The sequence below is a fragment of the Agrobacterium sp. 22094 genome, from assembly GCF_052046015.1.
In the GTDB taxonomy this organism is placed as follows: Bacteria; Pseudomonadota; Alphaproteobacteria; order Rhizobiales; family Rhizobiaceae; genus Agrobacterium; species Agrobacterium cavarae.
The window spans coordinates 1-17,297 of sequence record NZ_JBQEPX010000005.1; the positions used below are offsets into that span (position 1 = coordinate 1).

14 protein-coding genes are annotated in these 17,297 nt (G+C 58.2%); 11 read left to right on the top strand and 3 right to left on the bottom strand.

Going from position 1 to position 17,297, the window contains the following annotated elements; all coding sequences use genetic code 11:
- Nucleotides 1-242: 242 nt before the first annotated feature.
- From ACTJK5_RS18955 to ACTJK5_RS18975, 5 genes are all read left to right on the top strand, one after another.
- Entirely contained in the window at nt 243-1,193 is a 951-nt protein-coding gene (locus ACTJK5_RS18955) for a phosphoribosylaminoimidazolesuccinocarboxamide synthase (protein ID WP_112954754.1), read from the top strand.
- Nucleotides 1,194-1,195: 2 nt separating this feature from the next.
- Complete coding sequence (locus ACTJK5_RS18960; RefSeq protein ID WP_333631843.1) at nt 1,196-1,855, top strand: TetR family transcriptional regulator; 660 nt, start codon at nt 1,196-1,198, stop codon at nt 1,853-1,855.
- Nucleotides 1,856-2,043: 188 nt separating this feature from the next.
- Complete coding sequence (locus ACTJK5_RS18965) at nt 2,044-3,243, top strand: efflux RND transporter periplasmic adaptor subunit (RefSeq protein ID WP_440612999.1); 1,200 nt, start codon at nt 2,044-2,046, stop codon at nt 3,241-3,243.
- 57 nt (nt 3,244-3,300) lie between these two features.
- Nucleotides 3,301-6,387: an efflux RND transporter permease subunit gene (locus ACTJK5_RS18970; protein ID WP_440613000.1), complete on the top strand. Its 3,087-nt coding sequence runs from the start codon at nt 3,301-3,303 to the stop codon at nt 6,385-6,387.
- A gap of 145 nt (nt 6,388-6,532) precedes the next feature.
- On the top strand, nt 6,533-7,981 hold the full coding sequence (locus tag ACTJK5_RS18975; RefSeq protein ID WP_440613001.1) for an efflux transporter outer membrane subunit: 1,449 nt from the start codon (nt 6,533-6,535) through the stop codon (nt 7,979-7,981).
- A gap of 504 nt (nt 7,982-8,485) precedes the next feature.
- Here the strand turns inward: ACTJK5_RS18975 and efp are convergent.
- Nucleotides 8,486-9,055: an elongation factor P gene (gene efp / locus ACTJK5_RS18980; protein ID WP_062424820.1), complete on the bottom strand. Its 570-nt coding sequence runs from the start codon at nt 9,053-9,055 to the stop codon at nt 8,486-8,488.
- Between the two features lie 248 nt (nt 9,056-9,303).
- Here efp and epmA point away from each other — a divergent pair, with 248 nt between their 5' ends.
- The 3 genes from epmA (at nt 9,304) to ACTJK5_RS18995 (ending at nt 11,999) form a co-directional block, all read left to right on the top strand.
- Nucleotides 9,304-10,368, top strand: a complete 1,065-nt coding sequence (epmA, locus tag ACTJK5_RS18985) for an EF-P lysine aminoacylase EpmA (protein WP_440613002.1) — start codon at nt 9,304-9,306, stop codon at nt 10,366-10,368.
- Nucleotides 10,365-11,417 (top strand): lysine-2,3-aminomutase-like protein, encoded by a 1,053-nt coding sequence (locus ACTJK5_RS18990; RefSeq protein WP_440613003.1) that lies wholly within the window; start codon nt 10,365-10,367, stop codon nt 11,415-11,417. The genes epmA and ACTJK5_RS18990 overlap by 4 nt, the downstream gene beginning before the upstream one ends.
- Nucleotides 11,418-11,807: 390 nt before the next feature.
- Nucleotides 11,808-11,999, top strand: coding sequence for a hypothetical protein (locus ACTJK5_RS18995; protein ID WP_062424822.1), 192 nt, complete (start codon nt 11,808-11,810; stop codon nt 11,997-11,999).
- A 368-nt stretch (nt 12,000-12,367) separates the two neighbouring features.
- Here the strand turns inward: ACTJK5_RS18995 and ACTJK5_RS19000 are convergent, their stop codons facing one another.
- Nucleotides 12,368-12,604, bottom strand: a complete 237-nt coding sequence (locus ACTJK5_RS19000; protein WP_062424823.1) for an Lrp/AsnC family transcriptional regulator — start codon at nt 12,602-12,604, stop codon at nt 12,368-12,370.
- Nucleotides 12,605-12,990: 386 nt separating this feature from the next.
- Between ACTJK5_RS19000 and ACTJK5_RS19005 the strand changes: the two genes are divergently transcribed.
- Nucleotides 12,991-14,274, top strand: coding sequence for an NAD(P)/FAD-dependent oxidoreductase (locus ACTJK5_RS19005; protein ID WP_440613004.1), 1,284 nt, complete (start codon nt 12,991-12,993; stop codon nt 14,272-14,274).
- Nucleotides 14,275-14,379: 105 nt separating this feature from the next.
- Here the strand turns inward: ACTJK5_RS19005 and ACTJK5_RS19010 are convergent, their stop codons facing one another.
- Entirely contained in the window at nt 14,380-14,928 is a 549-nt protein-coding gene (locus ACTJK5_RS19010) for a hypothetical protein (RefSeq protein ID WP_440613005.1), read from the bottom strand.
- A gap of 80 nt (nt 14,929-15,008) precedes the next feature.
- Between ACTJK5_RS19010 and ACTJK5_RS19015 the strand changes: the two genes are divergently transcribed.
- Both ACTJK5_RS19015 and ACTJK5_RS19020 read left to right on the top strand, forming a co-directional pair.
- On the top strand, nt 15,009-16,613 hold the full coding sequence (locus ACTJK5_RS19015; protein WP_440613006.1) for an adenylosuccinate synthetase: 1,605 nt from the start codon (nt 15,009-15,011) through the stop codon (nt 16,611-16,613).
- The gene (locus ACTJK5_RS19020; protein WP_440613007.1) at nt 16,606-17,295 is read left to right on the top strand and encodes a DUF7002 family protein; all 690 of its coding nucleotides are present in this window, start codon (nt 16,606-16,608) and stop codon (nt 17,293-17,295) included. Before ACTJK5_RS19015 ends, ACTJK5_RS19020 begins: the two co-directional genes overlap by 8 nt.
- Nucleotides 17,296-17,297 lie beyond the last annotated feature (2 nt).

Here is a 17,297-nt window from a genome sequence, read left to right on the forward strand (position 1 = left end):
TCAGTGAGCGGACTTATAAGAGACACACCCCAAACAAGTCAACAGACGTTTTTCAACAAAATCCATATTTCTCGTAAGTTACTGTTTTAAAAAGATAATTTCGAACTCACGCAACGGGAGCTCTCAAATCCCCAAACTTCGACCTCGCTATTTTCCGATTTCCCAACATCGGATAGGGTTGTTTTACCGTCGCGCCATCGACTATGGCCGGTCCAGCGATATTTGCAGAGATAGGAAAGCCCGTGCGTATCCTGAAAGAAGCCGTCATCCCTGAACTCCCCAACTATTATCGTGGCAAGGTCCGCGAGAATTACGATCTTCCGGACGGCAACCGGATCATCATCTCCACCGACAGGCTGAGCGCTTTCGACCGTATCCTCACCTGTATTCCCTATAAGGGACAGGTGCTGACCGAAACCGCGCATTACTGGTTCGAAGAGACCAAGGACATCTGCCCCAACCACGTCGTCTCCTATCCCGACCCCAATGTCGTCATCGGCAAGCGGCTGGACATCCTGCCCGTCGAGATCGTCGTTCGCGGTTATCTGGCAGGCACGACCGGCACCTCCATCCTCACGCTCTATAAGAAGGGTGAGCGCAGCATGTATGGCGTGACCTTCCCGGAAGGCATGAAGGACAACCAGGAACTGCCCGAGCCGATCATCACCCCCACCAGCAAGGAATTCGATGGCGGGCATGACGAGCCGCTGACGCCAGCCGAGATCGTGGAGAAGAAGCTTCTGACCGAAGAGCAGTGGCAGACGCTCTCCACCTATGCGCTGGCGCTCTTCAAGCGCGGCCAGGAAGTTGCGGCCAAACGCGGCCTCATTCTGGTCGACACAAAGTATGAGTTCGGCACGGACGAAAACGGCACGATCATTCTGGCCGACGAGATCCACACGCCCGATAGCAGCCGCTACTGGATGGCAGACAGCTATCAGCACGCCTTCGAGACGGGCGCGCGCCCGGTCAGCTTCGACAAGGATTTCGTCCGCGCCTGGGTTGCCGAGCGCTGCGATCCCTATAAGGATGAGATCCCGCAAATCCCGGAGGAACTGGTTCTGCAAACGTCTCGTGTCTATATGGAAGCCTATGAGCGCATTACCGGGCAGACCTTCAAGCCCAATAACGAAGAGGCATCACCGCTCGACAGGGTGAGACGGAACCTGGAGCCCTATTTCCCCGGAGCCTGACTGTGACCAAGGTTGCCGATAGCAATTCGAAAAAGATCAGCGAGGCGGTGGTGAAGAAAGCCACCCGCCCGCGGCGTTCCGGCGAGGAAACCCGCCGCGATATTCTGGCAATGACCGACCGGCTGTTCCGTGAGCGGGGCTTTTCTGCCGTCGCCATCGCCGATATCGCTGCGGCACTTGGCATGTCACCGGCCAACGTGTTCAAGCACTTTCATTCCAAGATCGCCCTAGTCGATGCCATCATGCTCCAACGCATCGGCGTGTTCAAAGAGAAGATGCATCTTCTCGATGATACCCACACGCCGCACGATCGGATGCTGACGCTGGTTCGCACGCTGATGCAAAACCATCGCAACGACCTGACCGACAATCCCTATATGATCGACGTCTTCCTGCAGACCTCGAAGCGCGAACTCTCCTGCGGCGCCCATTACCATCAGGTGCTGACGCAGCAATTCGCCACCATTATCGGCGATGGCATCAAACAGGGTGTCTACCGCGCGGCAGACCCAATCAAGGAAGCCGGACTCGCATTGACCGTTCTGTCCTGCGTGCTGCATCCTTTGCTGATTTCCCGCGAAGATGTTGGCATTTTGGCAACACGGTGCGAGGATGTGGTTATGCTGATTGACCGTTCGCTGAAATACGCTCTTGAAAAGTGACGGTTTTAAATTTACGTCACTTCCAGCATTTTCAGTCTTGCCCTGATTTGACGGTATGTGCGCGTCGTCCAGGCCTTTGAACGAGATGAAGTAAAATGCCGCTTTGCACGACCCGAGCGGCTGACGTTTTTTTTAAAAGATCGATCGACCGCAGCCCTATTCCTTCATACTCCAATATGAGAAAATTGATGACCCGACGCCTTCAAGCCTTTCTAGCAACGGTTCTCATGGCAGGCGTCCTTTCGGGCTGCAGCGACAGCGGCGATGGCAAGGATGCCGGTGCCGAGCAGGCAAAGCGGCCACCCTCGCCCGTCAGCGTCATCACGCTGAAGGAGAGCGAAAGCCCGCTGACCACCGTACTGCCCGGTCGTGCCAGCGCCTATCAGAGCGCCGATATCCGCCCGCGCGTGTCCGGTATCATTCGCGAAATTCCCTATAAGGAAGGCAGCGAGGTCAAGCAGGGCACCGTTCTCTATCAGATCGAAGACGATACCTATGGGGCAGAAGTCGCGCAGGCCAAAGCGACCCTTGCCAAGGCGGAAGCGAGCATTCCCGCAGCACAGGCGAACTTCGTCCGCTACGAGCGCCTCGTCAACAGCGGTGCGACGCAGATCGAATTGGAAAATGCCCGAACGACGCTTGCCCAGGCGCAGGCCGATGTGGCGCAGGCACGCGCAGCGCTTGAGACGGCGCAGATCAATCTCGACCTGACCAAGGTGCGCGCGCCATTCGACGGCATCGTCTCCTTCACCAATGTCACCGTCGGCAATGTGGTGACCGCCAACCAGACGACGGCGCTGACGACGCTTCGCCGCATCGACCCCATCTATATCGATCTGATCGAATCGAGCGCCAATCTGCTGCGCCTGCGCGATGCGATCGCAGCCGGCACCATCGGCAGCGGCGAGAAAAAGGCCGGCATTCACCTGACGCTGGAAGACGGCACGGAATACAAGCAGGACGGCAAGATCGACATGTCCGACAAGGCAGTCAGCGAAACCACCGGCACCTTTTCCATCCGCGCGCTTTTCGACAATCCGAACGATCTCATTCTGCCAGGCATGTATGTGCGCGCCACGCTCGCCATCGGCAAGGAAAAGGGTTTCCTCATTCCCCAGAGAGCGGCAACGCGAAATGCCAATGGCGAGTTGACCGCAAAGTTCGTCGGCGCGGAGAACAAGGTGGAAACCCGCACCTTCCCCACCAGCCGTCAGTCCGGCAATGCGTGGCTGGTGACGGAAAACGTCAAGGATGGCGATAAGCTGATCGTCGACGGCTTCCAGTGGATCACCGATGGCGCGACGATTGCGCCTGTCGAAGCCACCATCGACGATCGCGGTATCGTGGTTCCGCAAAAGCAGGCTCAACCTGCTGCGCCTGCCAAGTAAGCCGGCATGACCCCCATGTCCGGCTCAACTGTTCAATTCACATAAGGCGCAGTCCAGATGGCTCATTTCTTTATCAAGCGCCCTGTCTTTGCCTGGGTCATTGCCATCGTCATCATGCTTGGCGGCGTCTTGGCGATCTTCACCCTGTCGATTTCGCAATATCCCGATATCGCGCCGACGACGGTGCGCATCAGCGCCTCCTATAATGGTGCGAGTGCGGAGACCGTGGAAAAATCGGTGACGACGATCATCGAAGACGGGATGACCGGCCTCGACGATCTCACCTATATGACGTCGACCTCTTCGACCGGCAGCGCGACCGTCACGCTCACCTTCGGCACCAGCATCATGCCGGATATTGCCCAGGTCCAGGTGCAGAACAAGCTTCAGCTCGTCCAGTCGCAGCTTCCCGATGTGGTGCAGCAGCAGGGCATCGAAGTCAGCCGCTCTACCTCGTCGATCCTGATGGTCGGTGCGCTGATCTCCACCGATGGCAAGCGGACCTCCGCCAATCTGGGCGACGTCTTCTCCACCCGCGTCGAAGACCAGATCAAGCGCCTGGAAGGTGTCGGCAGCATCAACGTCTTCGGCTCCGAATACGCCATGCGCGTCTGGCTCGATCCCTACCAGCTGAACAAGTATCAGTTGACGACCGCCGACGTGACGAGCGCGATCGAAAGCCAGAACACCCAGGTCTCGGTCGGTTCGCTCGGCGCACAGCCCGCGGTCAAGGGCCAGCAGTTGAACGTCACTGTCACGGCGCAAAGCCAGCTGACCACGGTTTCCGATTTCGAATCCATCATTCTGAAGGTCGAAAAGGACGGTGCCACGGTTCGCCTCAGCGATGTGGCGCGCGTGGAAATCGGCCAGGAAAGCTATGGCGGCGATTCCCGCTCCAACGGTCGCCCGTCCGCAGGCTTCGCGGTGAACCTTGCGACTGGCGCAAACGCGCTCGATACGGCAGCCCGCGTCAAGGACGCGCTGACCAGCGTCGCAGGCTCGCTGCCGGAAGGCGTGGTGATCGAATATCCCTATGACACGACGCCCTTCGTCAAGCTCTCGATCGAGAAGGTTGTCCACACGCTGATCGAAGCCATCGTGCTGGTCTTCGTCGTTCTGCTCGTCTTCCTGCAGAACCTGCGCGCCACCTTCATTCCGATGATCGCCGTGCCCGTGGTTCTGCTCGGCACCTTCGGCGTGCTGGCTTTGACCGGTTACTCGATCAATACGCTCACCATGTTCGCCATGGTGCTTGCCATCGGTCTTCTGGTGGATGACGCGATCGTCGTCGTCGAAAACGTCGAGCGCATCATGTCGGAGGAAGGTCTTTCTCCGGTCGAGGCGACGGAAAAGTCGATGGGCGAAATCACCGGTGCGATCATCGGCATCGCGCTTGTGTTGACCGCCGTCTTCATTCCCATGGCCTTCTTCGGCGGTTCGACGGGTATCATCTACCGTCAGTTCTCCATCACCATCGTTTCGGCAATGCTGCTCTCTGCCGTCGTCGCCATCGTGCTGACGCCGGCGCTCTGCGCCACGATGTTGAAGCCGGTTCATGCCAAGAAGGAGCGCGGCCCGGCGGCCTGGTTCAACCGCAACTTCGGCCGCACCACCGATGGCTATGTCGGCAGCATCGGCCATCTGCTGAAGCGCCCGGTTCGCGTCACCATTCTCTTCCTCATCGTGGTTGGCGGTTGCGCCTGGTTCTTTACCCGCCTTCCAAGCTCCTTCCTGCCGCAGGAAGACCAGGGCGTGCTGCTGACCATCGTACAGTTGCCGACAGGCGCCACGACGGAGCGCACCAACGAGGTGGTGAAGCAGGTGGAAAGCTATTTCCGCGAGAAGGAAGCCGCCAATGTCGAATCCGTCTTCGGCGTGCTGGGCTTCAGCTTCGGCGGTTCCGGCCAGAACAACGCCATGGTCTTCACCAAGCTGAAGGACTTCACGGAGCGCAGCGCACCGGAAGCACATGCCGCAGCCATCGTGCAGCGCGCCATGGGCACGTTCCTGTCCTTCCGCGATGCGCAGGTCTTCCCGCTTCTTCCTCCCGCGATCCAGGGTCTCGGCACCTCCAGCGGCTTCTCCATGTATCTGGTGGATAGCGGCCGCAACGGCACGACCGCACTGACCAACGCTTCGAAGGAACTGATCCAGCTTGCCAACGGCAATCCGAATATCAGCTCGCTGCGCTCAAACAGCCGCGATGCCGAATCGCAGATGAAGATCGATCTCGACAAGGAGAAGATGGGCGCGATGGGCGTCGATCTCGCCTCGGTCAACCTGATGCTCTCGACCATCTTTGCCGGTCGCGATGTCAACGACTTCACGCTGAATGGCGAATTGAAGCCGGTCTATGTGCAGGGTGATGCGCCCTACCGCATGCAGCCGGACGATCTGAAGCACTGGTATGCCCGCAATGCCAGCGGCGAGATGGTGCCCTTCTCCTCCTTCAGCACGATCAGCTGGCAGAATGCCGCACCGACCCTTGCGCGCTTTAACGGCACCAGCGCCATTTCGCTCGATGGTGCCGCAGGCCCAGGCGTTGCCTCCGGTGACGCGATGAACGAGATGGAACGGCTGACGGCGAGCTTGCCCGGTGGCTACACCGTGGCCTGGCAGGGCATTTCCTACCAGGAACGACTGTCAGGTTCGCAGGCCCCGCTGCTCTATGCGCTGTCGGTCCTGATCGTCTTCCTCTGCCTGGCAGCCCTTTACGAAAGCTGGTCGATCCCCTTCTCGGTCATTCTGGCCGTGCCGGTGGGTGTTCTGGGTGCGGTCACCGCCGCGCATTTCTTCGGCCAGTCCAACGACGTCTATTTCAAGGTGGGACTGCTGACCACGATCGGTCTTGCAGCCAAGAACGCCATCCTGATCGTCGAGTTTGCAAAGGAGAGGCAGGAACATGGATTGAGCTTGCTCGAGGCAACCTTGGAAGCGGCAAAGCTTCGCCTTCGCCCCATTATCATGACATCGCTCGCCTTCATTCTGGGCGTCGTGCCGCTCGCCATTGCAAGCGGTGCAGGCTCCGCGGCGCAGAATGCGATCGGTATTGGGGTATTGGGTGGTATGCTTTCTGCAACACTGCTCGGAATTTTCTTCGTACCGTCCTTCTTCGTCATTATCAGGCGGCTTTCTAAACGTTAACAACCGTTGAAATATGCTAGCAATGCAAACTGAGGCTGATAGAAGTATGGCAGATTCGAAAGCTGCACCTCCTTCAGCAAACAGCAACGCGACGCTCGCTTCGACTGAGGAGCGCCCAGTGCGCTACACAAACCGGGATAACCATATGCTGTCACTTCGTGCGACCATTCCTCTGACGCTGCTCCTGCTTTCAGGCTGCGTCGTCGGCCCTGACCACAAGGCGCCGGAAACCCAATTGCCAGCCAAGTTCTCTGAAGGCAGCAAGACCAGCAATGGCGACATTGCCACGGTCGCATGGTGGACCGCATTCAATGACAGCCGCCTGAACGGCTATGTTTCGACCGGCCTGTCGCAGAACCTGACCGTTCTGCAGGCGATCGAGCGCATCAACCAGGCCGAATCGAACATCACAGTAGCGGGCGCTGGTTCGCTCCCACAGCTCGGCTCGACCTTCCGTCATGAAACCTCCGGCAGCAAAGGCAGCTTCCCGAGCACCAATGAACGGGTCAGCAACACCACCAGCAACGCCTTCAACGTGTCATGGCTGCTTGACCTCTTCGGTCGTTACCGCCGCGAAAAGGAAAGCGCTGCCGCCTCGCTTGATGCCGCTTATGCAACGGCTGACGTTCAGCGCCTGACGCTGATCTCCTCGGTAGCCTCTGCCTATATCGACGTGCGCTACTACCAGGAACGTCTGGCGATTGCCCGCCAGAACCTTGGGTCGCGCCGCGAGACGCTGGATCTGACCAAGCTGCAGCTGGAAGCGGGTGCTGCCTCGCGTCTCGATGTCGTCCAGTCCGAAGGTCTGGTCAACTCGACGCTGGCGCAGATGCCGACCCTTGAGACCAACTATCGCCGTGCAGCACACCGCATCGCCACCCTGCTTGGCATGCCGGCTGATTCGCTGGTCGTCGAACTGCAGCGCGGCGCACGCCAGCCTGTCGCCCGCGCCGTTCCGCGCACCGGCATTCCTGCGGATCTGATCCGCAACCGTCCGGACATCCGCGCAGCCGAGCGTCAGCTGGCCGCAGCCGTTGCCAATATCGGTGTTGCCGAAGCGGAACTCTTCCCAAGCATTACGTTGAGCGGCTCGATCACGCCGAGCTACACCCGCATCAGCGGTGGCGCACGCGGCACGTCCAATGGCTGGGGCTTCGGTCCGACCATCACGCTGCCGATCCTTGATGGCGGCGCTCTGCGCGCAGGCGTCGACATCCAGAAGTCGGTTGCCCGCGAACAGTACCTGGCCTGGAAGTCGACCGTCCTGAACGCCGTGGAAGAAGTTGAAAACGCCCTGACGGCGCTCAACCGCGACCAGCAGACGGTCAATGCCTACCGCAAGACGGTCGATTCCTACAAGGAAGCCCTCTCGCTTGCGACCGCCAGCTACCGCGACGGCGCCTCCTCGCTGCTGGACGTTCTCGACGCACAGCGCAACGTTTCCGACGCCCAGGCAAACCTGGCAACCGCTGTTCAGCAGGCCGCACAGGATTACGTGGCGCTCAGCGTCGCACTCGGTGGCGGCTATGCCGTGGGATCGCCAAACTCGGTCGCAGCCGTCAAGGTGGCGTCCAACGTGCCGAAGGGCATGTAAGGGTTTTACCGTTCCGGTGCTTTTTGAAATCCCGCGGCCCTGGCTGCGGGATTTTTGTTTGTGCGGGGGCTCAGGTCACGAGGTAGTGTGTGCTTCAGCAGCGCTGGCTGGCGAAGCCTTTGCAGCTCACCCCCCTCTGCCCTGCCGGGCATCTCCCCCTCAAGGGGGGAGATCGGCAACAGGCACTCTTTGCATTTCACATCTCACCGCTCACAGCAGTTTGGGGCAAGACGGTTCACCAGTTCAATCTCCCCCCTTGAGGGGGAGATGTCCGGCAGGACAGAGGGGGGTGCGGTACGTTTCGGCGGGCGACCGAATGAGCCGAATTGGGGTCACGGAAAGAGCAACCCTCTCGCCCAAGACAGATCTCTCAATTTAAACCGGACCGCATTGGCCTTGAGCCACGGATCCATCTTTTCAAATATGGCGGCGCACCGCCCTCCCACCAACAAAAAAAGCCCCGGATCGCTCCGAGGCTTCTCAATCAAAAACGTCCGGTCGCGCTTAGTTCTTGGCGCGCTCGACGTAGGAATTGTCTTCCGTGGCAACGACGACGCGCACACCGGCGTCGATATGCGGCGGGACCATGACGCGGATGCCGTTGGAGAGGATCGCCGGCTTGTAGGAAGACGATGCCGTCTGGCCCTTGACGACCGGCTCGGTCTCGACGATTTCGAGCGTCACGTGGCGCGGCAGCTCGATGGCGAGCGGCAGGCCTTCGTGGATGGAGAGAACGCAGGTCATGCCTTCCTGGAGGTAGGCCTTCTGGTCGCCCATGGTCTCGGCATCGACGACCACCTGGTCGTAGTTTTCCGGGTTCATGAAGTGGAAGCCTTCGCCATCCTCATAGAGGAACTGGAAGTTCAGGTCTTCGACGAAAGCGCGCTCGACCTGCTCGGTCGTGCGCCAGCGCTCGGATACCTTCACGCCGTCGACGATGCGGCGCATGTCCACCTGGGTCACGGGCGTGCCCTTGCCGGGGTGGAAGTTATTGGCCGTGAGCACGACGTAGAGCTTGCCCTCGACTTCGAGAACATTGCCCTTGCGGACGGATGAGGCGATGACCTTGACCATATGATTTCCTTGTAACTCAATGAAATGCGTCGTAAGGACGGCGCGGCTGCACTGACCCGATGGACGTTTTGTCTGTTTTCTGGGGCGCAACTACCTTAATTCCGGGAGAATTGCCAGCCTTTCAGACACGCGAAGCGAAAACTGTCATATGGTTTTCAAACGGGTGGCGCTGAAACAGACATTCAACCGGTGGATTAGGCAGCGTTGCCACGCACCTTGGTCAACAGAGACAGCGGACAGACGGGCAGATGAGCACGCGCGCAGACACAACCTCATCCTGGTGGCAGCCGGACGTTCATATGGACCGGCGCCCCTTCCTGATGGGTCGCAACGCCATCCAGCGCGCTTTCCGCACCTTCTTTGCCGATCGCGACTTCATCGAGGTCGATACCGCCACCTTGCAGATTTCGCCCGGAAACGAGGCGCATCTGCATGCTTTCGCGACTACCGGCATTACCACGAGCGGCGAGAACGCGCCCCTTTACCTGCACACATCGCCGGAGTTTGCCTGCAAGAAGCTGCTGGCCGCCGGTGAAACGCGCATCGCCTGCTTTGCCCATGTCTATCGCAACCGCGAGCGCGGGCCGCTGCACCACCCCGAATTCACCATGCTGGAATGGTACCGCGCCAGCGAGACCTATGAGAGCCTGATGGCCGATAGCGCCGATCTTCTGGCGCTGGCCGCCGAGACGGCGAAGACCAGACGCTTTTCCTATCGCGGCGGCGAAATGGATCCGTTTCTCGCGCCGGAACGCCTGAGCGTCGCCGAGGCCTTTCAACGCTATGCGGCCATCGACCTTCTGGCGACGGTGTCGGCCAATGGCGAGAACGACCGCGATCATCTGGACCGGCTGGCGAAGGCCGCCGGCATCCGCACGGCAGAGGATGATAGCTGGGCCGATATCTTCAGCCGCATCATCGTCGAGAAGGTGGAGCCGGAACTTGGCTTCGGCCGCGCAACGATCCTCGATGAATACCCCGTCAGCGAAGCCGCCCTTGCCCGGCGCTCGCCGCGCGATGGCTGCGTGGCCGAGCGCTTCGAGCTTTATGCCTGCGGCGTGGAGCTTGCCAATGCCTTTGGCGAGTTGACCGATGCCGACGAGCAGCGCCGCCGCTTTGAGATCGAGATGCAGGAAAAGAGCCGCATCTATGGCGAGACCTACCCGATCGATGAAGAGCTTCTGGCAGCGCTGACCATCATGCCGCCAGCCAGCGGTATTGCGCTTGGCTTCGACCGGCTGGTGATGTTGGCAACCGGCGCGCCGAGAATTGACCTTGTCATGTGGGCCCCTGTCGCGGCCTATGGATCATGATGACACGCGCGCTGAAATCGGCTGACGATCTTCACGATGCAGGCCTCATAGACCAGGCGGCGCTGGAGCGAGTGCGCCCGGTGGCGGAGCGCTATGCCGTGGCGCTGACGGCAAGCGTGGCCAGGCTGATCGATCCGGCCGATCCACAAGACCCAATCGGCCTGCAGTTTATTCCGGATGAGGCCGAGCTTTATCAGACGAACGAGGAACGCGCCGATCCGATCGGCGACGAGGCGCATAGCCCCGTGCCGGGCGTCGTCCATCGCTATCCCGACCGGGTGCTGTTGAAGGCCGTGCATGTCTGCCCGGTCTATTGCCGCTTCTGCTTCCGCCGCGAAATGGTCGGCCCGCAGGGCAATGGCATGATGAGCCCGGATGAGCTCGCGATCGCCTTCGACTATATCCGTTCCCGCCCGGAAATCTGGGAAGTCATCCTCACCGGTGGCGATCCGCTGGTGCTCTCGCCCCGGCGGCTGCTGACGATCATGGAAGGCTTGAGCGCCATTCCGCATGTGAAGATCGTGCGCTTCCACACCCGCGTGCCGGTGGTCGATCCGCAGAAGATCGATGCCGATCTGATTGAAGCACTCAAGGCCAGCGGCAAGACGACCTATGTGGCGCTGCACGCCAACCATCCGCGCGAGATGACGGACGAAGCGCGCGCCGCCTGCGCGAGACTGGTGGATGCCGGCATTGCCATGGTCAGCCAGACGGTGCTGCTGAAGGGCATCAATGACGATCCGTCCGTGCTGGCGGAACTGATGCGCAGCTTCGTGGAAAACCGCATCAAGCCCTATTACCTGCATCACCCCGATCTCGCCCCCGGCACCAGCCACTTCCGGCTGAGCATCGAAGAAGGCCAGCGGATCGTGTCGGCCCTGCGCGGCCACGTGTCGGGTCTTTGCCAGCCCACTTATGTGCTGGATATTCCAGGCGGCCACGGAAAAGCCGTCATCGGTCAGAATGCGGCAACGAAACAGGCCGAGGGTTGTTACGCCGTCTCCGATTTCAACGGGAACGATCACCTCTACCCGCCCTCGGCAGATTAAGTTCGGGACGAAATCTGCGGTGTTTCCGGCGCTTTGGCACAACCAAGCCGGATAAACAAAAATTTCACATTTCCGCCCCCGTCCTGTCATCATAAAGAAAAATATTCTACCTATATTGATAATCATTGATTCCGAGGCAATTCCGGGATATCAGTGATTCAACTGGAGAGTGATTCTTCGGTATTCCGGATCAACACGAGCAGAGGAGAGTGTCATGTCGAAATATACGCGTATTGCCGCGCTCCTAGGTCATCGGATCTCGAATGCCGGGCACAAATCCACGTGTTCCCGCTGCTGTCGAATGTGGTGACTTTTTAAGTCCCCCCAAATTTTCAATTCATTCAATTCGACAAAATGCTGTGTAGCCAAGCCACAGCGGGAGTATATAGTATGCAAAAGCAAGTCATTGAATTCGCTGGCGAACCCGTGGGTATCGTCGTACCGGACAACAACCGGCTGAAGTTCATCGCGGTCAAGTTCCACGTCCATGATCTGGACGAGCAGCGCTTCGACAGCGCCGAAGACGTGCGCACCGCCATCCGCAACCTTGTCCGCAATCGTAACGTCGCGGCACTGGTTTGAGCGGTTCCTGCGCCTGCGACCCAACCACCATGCAAAAACGATAAAGGCGATGCCCATTTGAACCGGCATCGCCTTTTGATTTTCAGCCAGTCATTTTCAGTCACGGCACACGACGCCGAATAAGCTTTTCGGCCATTTTCTCCGTCATAAACCGCGAGACGTTCACCTCCGCACGACGTTGCGATGAGGTGCAATCTCCCCCTCCCCGTCATCCTCGGGCCTGACCCGAGGATCCACGTTTTCAAGCGTTTACGGGTGGGGTGGTGGATCCTCGGGTCAAGCCCGAGGATGACGACCGAGAGGTTTTCGCCTTCTCGTACACCAAGCTTCACGGGTATATCCCCAAGCCTCCGAAAACCGATGGTGCCTCAAAACGCCGTAAAGGTCAGCGTCGTCAGCGAGCGCACGATGCCCGGAATATTGACGATATTGTCGTTGATGAATTTGCCCACATCGTGCTCCGGCTCCAGATAGATCTTCAACAGCAGATCATATTCGCCGCTGGTGGAGTAAAGCTCCGAAACCAGTTCGGTCTTGTAGATGGCGTCCGCAACCTCATAGGTCTTGCCGGGTGCGCATTGGAGCTGAACGAAGATGGGCTTCATGACTGGTCTTCCTCGTCGAAAGGCTGATGTGAGCGCCGCGAGCGGCAAATAGCCGCCGGCGCATGGATGCGCCACTATTGGCCGAGGCGGCAGGCTCTTTCAAGCCTTTCACACCGCATCATCCACTCGCGCTTGGTCACCTAAAGCGTGTCGCGATCTTTCAGATTCGCTCACCACGCTTTAATTCCTTGTTTCGTCGCATGTCGTTATCGCAAAACCGCTGCACACTTTTGCGCGACATGCTTTTGCTATTCCCGCCCTGCATGAATTGATGACGATATGTCGATGGTCAGCGCTGATGCGCCGCGTTAAAGTTTTGCCAAAGGGCGCTTCACGGCGCCCGATCGCCTGCCCGGCAACGCTGCCTCATGATTGTGGATGCCCCGATGTATAACGATCCCCGCTCGCATGGCCTTTGGGAAAAGACCGCTCCGCCACCGCCGCAAACGCGCGCGCTGGAAGGCGATGTGACGACTGACGTGGTGATCGTGGGCGGTGGCTTCACCGGCCTTTCGGCGGCCCTTCATCTGGCAGAGCGCGGCATCAAGTGCGTCGTGCTGGAGGGCAAGGAGATCGGCTTTGGTGGTGCGGGCCGCAATGTCGGCCTCATCAATGGCGGCATGTGGGTGATGCCGAAGGAACTGCCCAATGTGCTGGGCCCGGTCTATGGCGACCGCCTGCTGGACCTTCTGGGCAACGCACCCTTCCTGGTGCGCGAGATCATCGAAAAACACGAGATTGCCTGCGAGCTGGAAAAGAACGGCACGCTGCATTGCGCCGTCGGCGAAGCGGGACTGACAGAAATTCGCGAGCGCTGCGACCAGTGGGCCGCCCGCGGCGCGCCGGTCAGGATCCTGAGCGCCGAGGAAACCGCACGGCGGGTCGGCACGACCGGATACACAGGCGCGCTTCTCGATGAACGCGCCGGAACGCTCCAGCCGCTTGCCTATGTGCGCGGACTGGCCAACGCCGCACTGAAGGCAGGCGCCATCATCCACACGGCAAGCCCGGTGCATGCGACGGAAGCGAATGGCGAGGGCTGGACGGTGCGCACCGATCGCGGCGCCGTCTCGGCAGGCTGGATCATCGTGGCAACGGAGGCCTATAGCCAGGGGCCGTGGAAGATCATCCGCGAGGAACAGGTCTACCTCCCCTATTTCAACTTCGCCACCCGGCCGCTCGGCGATAATCTCGCCAAGTCCGTTCTGCCCGGCCGCGAAGGCTGCTGGGACACCAAGGAAATCCTTTCCTCCTTCCGCATGGACAAGGCCGGCCGCCTCGTCTTTGGCAGTGTGGGCGCACTGCGCAACACAGGTACTAGCGTCCACCGCGCCTGGGCAAAACGCTCGCTCAAACGCCTCTTCCCGCAGCTCGGCGATGTGGAGTTCGAATGCGAATGGTACGGCCAGATCGGCATGACCGACAACGCCGTCCCGCGCTTCCACCGCTTCGCCAAAAACGTCGTGGGCTTTTGCGGCTATAACGGCCGCGGCATCGCACCGGGCACCACCTTCGGCAAAACACTGGCCGCCCATGTGGCCGGCGAGATCAGCGAAAGCGACCTGCCGCTTCCGGTCTCAGAGCCCAAGGCGCAGAGTTTTAGGGCGCTCAAGGAGGCCTATTATGAGGCCGGTGCGCAGGTGGCGCATTTTGCGGGGGAGAGGTTTTAGGTTTTGTGAGTTAATGACCGAGGCTTTCCCAAACGCAGTAATGGCATGACTCCACAAAACATTGGTGCGCATCTCAAATAAAGGGACACTTCCGACACCGACCACTTACCTGTGAAGAGATTGGAATTTATCGAGGAATAACCGACGCGCTTCCTCGGGACGAAGAAACCCAATCTCAAACGAAGCAGGCTGGACCTTTGCCGGAATCGCCCAGAAATCAGCGCCGGGCGGCATGAGATGTGACTGCTCCGCGGCGAGAACACATAGGTCTGCCGCCTTCACAATGCCTTTAGAGCGTTTATCTAGGTTAAAGCGACGACATATAGCATCTTCGACATTAGCTTCTATTTCTTTATACTGAGGCAATAGTTGCTTTAAGGGCCGCGTGATGTCACCAACAAATGCTTCCGCAGCATCATGCATCAGTGCTTCTAGCTTAAATTCATCGACAGTGTCGCAAACGTGTATTGAGTGTTCTGCAACAGAGTAGAAGTACTTGCACTGACCGGAATAGCGACAGATATTCGATAGACCTTGAGCAATATCTTCTATCGTGAACTCACTGTTCCAAGGATCGAGGAGATCGAACCAGTTTCCACTAGCTAACATGATGCTCGGACCGGATTTGATCTTTACAGCTATTTGAGCGTTCATGAACATCTCCTATTGAGCGAATCACTTTCAAGCTGCTACCTATAGTCGATATTGATCGGCACTTCGGAGGAGAGCAAGTAGTGAAGCAGATAATTGTTATTTCAGGTCCGATAGCTGTCGGTAAGACGACATTTTCAAAAGAAATTATAGATCGCTATCCCTGTGAGAAGGTTTCCACGAGAAATTACATCTTAGCCGCTAAATCGACCGCGAACGAGCGCGCAGCTTTGCAGCGCGCTGGCGTTGAACTTGATGAAGCAACAAACGGAGCTTGGGTCGCGGAGGCAGTGGGCGAGGTATACTCCTCAACAGAAAAACCATTTTTGCTGGTCGACAGCGCTCGTACAGCCGCCCAAGTGACCGCACTGCGGGATCGATTTGGACCAACCAACATACATCATTTCCATCTGACCGCTCCTGCTAATGTGCTTGAGCAGCGGTACAACGAGCGGACTAACCCTGGGGACACAGCGGTTACATACGAACAGGCTAAGGCAAACTTGGTCGAAGCGGACATCGACAACCTCGCAGAAATAGCCGATGTCGTTATCCATACTGAGAGATCTAGTCCTCAGTCATGCGTGACCTACGCAACTGCGGGACGTCTGCAAGTTAACGCTCCTGCCGCTCACGTCGATATATTTGTCGGAGGACAATGGGGAAGCGAAGGAAAAGGCAACATTTGCGCACTTTTGGCAAAAGAGTACGACATCCTAGTGCGAGTTGGCGGTCCAAACGCTGGGCATAAAGTCGAGGATCCCGAATACACGTATCGGCAACTTCCATCAGGCACAGGCTCAAATGAAGACGCAGAAATCTATATTGCCGCTGGTTCAACAATATCCCTTGAGACACTTCTTAAGGAACTGGATGATCATCCCTGGCTGAAGACTCGAGGCCGCCTCGTAATCGATGGTCAAGCAATGATCATAGAGGATGAGGACAAGGAGATTGAGGGACGCCTTCTTGAGGGAATCTCTTCAACGAAACAGGGGGTGGGGTCAGCGGCCGCCCGTAAGATACTCGGAAGAAACGGCGCGCCGGGGTGGGGACCGGAGGTAAGGTTGGCCCGGGACATGGAAGCGCTAAAACCTTACATTGGCAATGTTGGTAAACGGGTGGAGGAAGCATTAGCTTGCGGCAAGAAAGTGATGTTGGAAGGCACTCAAGGAACTGAACTGAGTATCCATCACGGTTCTTATCCGCACGTTACTTCCCGAGAGACATCGGCGGCAGGTTGCCTGTCAGACTCTGGTATTCCTTATACAAGGTTGCGGCGCGTGACAGTTGTGGCCCGCACATATCCGATCCGCGTCGGTGGCGAGTCCGGCCCAATGGGTACTGAAATCACTTTTAGCGACATCGCACAACGCTCGGGCCTACCCGCTGATCAACTTGAAAAAGCAGAAATCGGAAGCGTATCTGGAAGACGTCGTCGTGTGGCAGAGTTTGACTGGGAGCGGATGAGACGCTCTGTTTACTGGAACGGTGCGACTGACATCGCGCTGACTTTTGTAGACTATCTAGGAGAGAGCAATCGTCATGCGGTAGATTTTAATGGTCTCAGCGGTGACGCTCGGAAATTCATCGCCGATGTTGAACGTGTATGTGGTGTGCCAGTTTCTTTGATCTCAAAGGACTTCGGGCGCAAGGGTCTAATTGACCGGAGAAACTGGAATGACTGAAGAAGAGCTAATCGAGACGTACCCGCGGCTTTATCACATGGCGCACGATGGTGCGTGGCCCGCAATCCAAGAACATGGTTTGCTTAGCGCTAGCGCTCTGCTTGACTTGTACGAAGTAGACGGTCAGCTACGCTTTTCCCTTGAATCGCAGAGACGTCCCGAATCTGTCGAACTACAACGCCGAGGCTTGAGGGGCGCGGTTATTAGAGACCAAAAGCCGATGCACGATCATCTACTGGCACGGTGCCTACAAGACGGCCTTACCCCAAGAGAGTGGTATGAGAGACTAAACTCGCGCAGTTTCTTTTGGTTATCTTCGGAACGGATTTGGCGGTTGCTAAGAGCCCGTGCGTACCGGAAACAGCCACAAACGGTCCTCACAATAGATACGGCAGGTTTAGTGGCCTCTCATCGCGAACGGATATGGCTTAGCCCGATAAACAGTGGTGCGACGCTGTTCAATCCTCAACCTAGAGGAAATCAAACGTTTCTAAGAGTGGCGGACTTCCCATTTCGGGAGAGATCAAAACGTCGAAAGGAAGACAACGTAGTGGAGCTAGTTGTTGATCACTCAGTACCGGATCTGGCAGTACATGTACTAGCTGTCCACCGCGTAAAGGATGACCAAGTCATCGGAGAGATATGGCGCTCCGAACGTGCACTTGCGACCGACCACCCCTAAAA

What these genes read in the sequence shown, in the direction of transcription:
- ACTJK5_RS19020 (WP_440613007.1), top strand. Translation starts at nt 16,606, where the DNA reads ATGACTGAAGAAGAGCTAATCGAGACGTACCCGCGGCTTTATCACATG.
- ACTJK5_RS18975 (WP_440613001.1), top strand. Translation starts at nt 6,533, where the DNA reads ATGCTGTCACTTCGTGCGACCATTCCTCTGACGCTGCTCCTGCTTTCA.
- ACTJK5_RS18965 (WP_440612999.1), top strand. Translation starts at nt 2,044, where the DNA reads ATGACCCGACGCCTTCAAGCCTTTCTAGCAACGGTTCTCATGGCAGGC.
- ACTJK5_RS19000 (WP_062424823.1), bottom strand. Translation starts at nt 12,604, where the DNA reads ATGAAGCCCATCTTCGTTCAGCTCCAATGCGCACCCGGCAAGACCTAT.
- epmA (WP_440613002.1), top strand. Translation starts at nt 9,304, where the DNA reads ATGAGCACGCGCGCAGACACAACCTCATCCTGGTGGCAGCCGGACGTT.
- ACTJK5_RS18990 (WP_440613003.1), top strand. Translation starts at nt 10,365, where the DNA reads ATGATGACACGCGCGCTGAAATCGGCTGACGATCTTCACGATGCAGGC.
- ACTJK5_RS19005 (WP_440613004.1), top strand. Translation starts at nt 12,991, where the DNA reads ATGTATAACGATCCCCGCTCGCATGGCCTTTGGGAAAAGACCGCTCCG.
- efp (WP_062424820.1), bottom strand. Translation starts at nt 9,055, where the DNA reads ATGGTCAAGGTCATCGCCTCATCCGTCCGCAAGGGCAATGTTCTCGAA.
- ACTJK5_RS19010 (WP_440613005.1), bottom strand. Translation starts at nt 14,928, where the DNA reads ATGAACGCTCAAATAGCTGTAAAGATCAAATCCGGTCCGAGCATCATG.
- ACTJK5_RS18970 (WP_440613000.1), top strand. Translation starts at nt 3,301, where the DNA reads ATGGCTCATTTCTTTATCAAGCGCCCTGTCTTTGCCTGGGTCATTGCC.
- ACTJK5_RS18995 (WP_062424822.1), top strand. Translation starts at nt 11,808, where the DNA reads ATGCAAAAGCAAGTCATTGAATTCGCTGGCGAACCCGTGGGTATCGTC.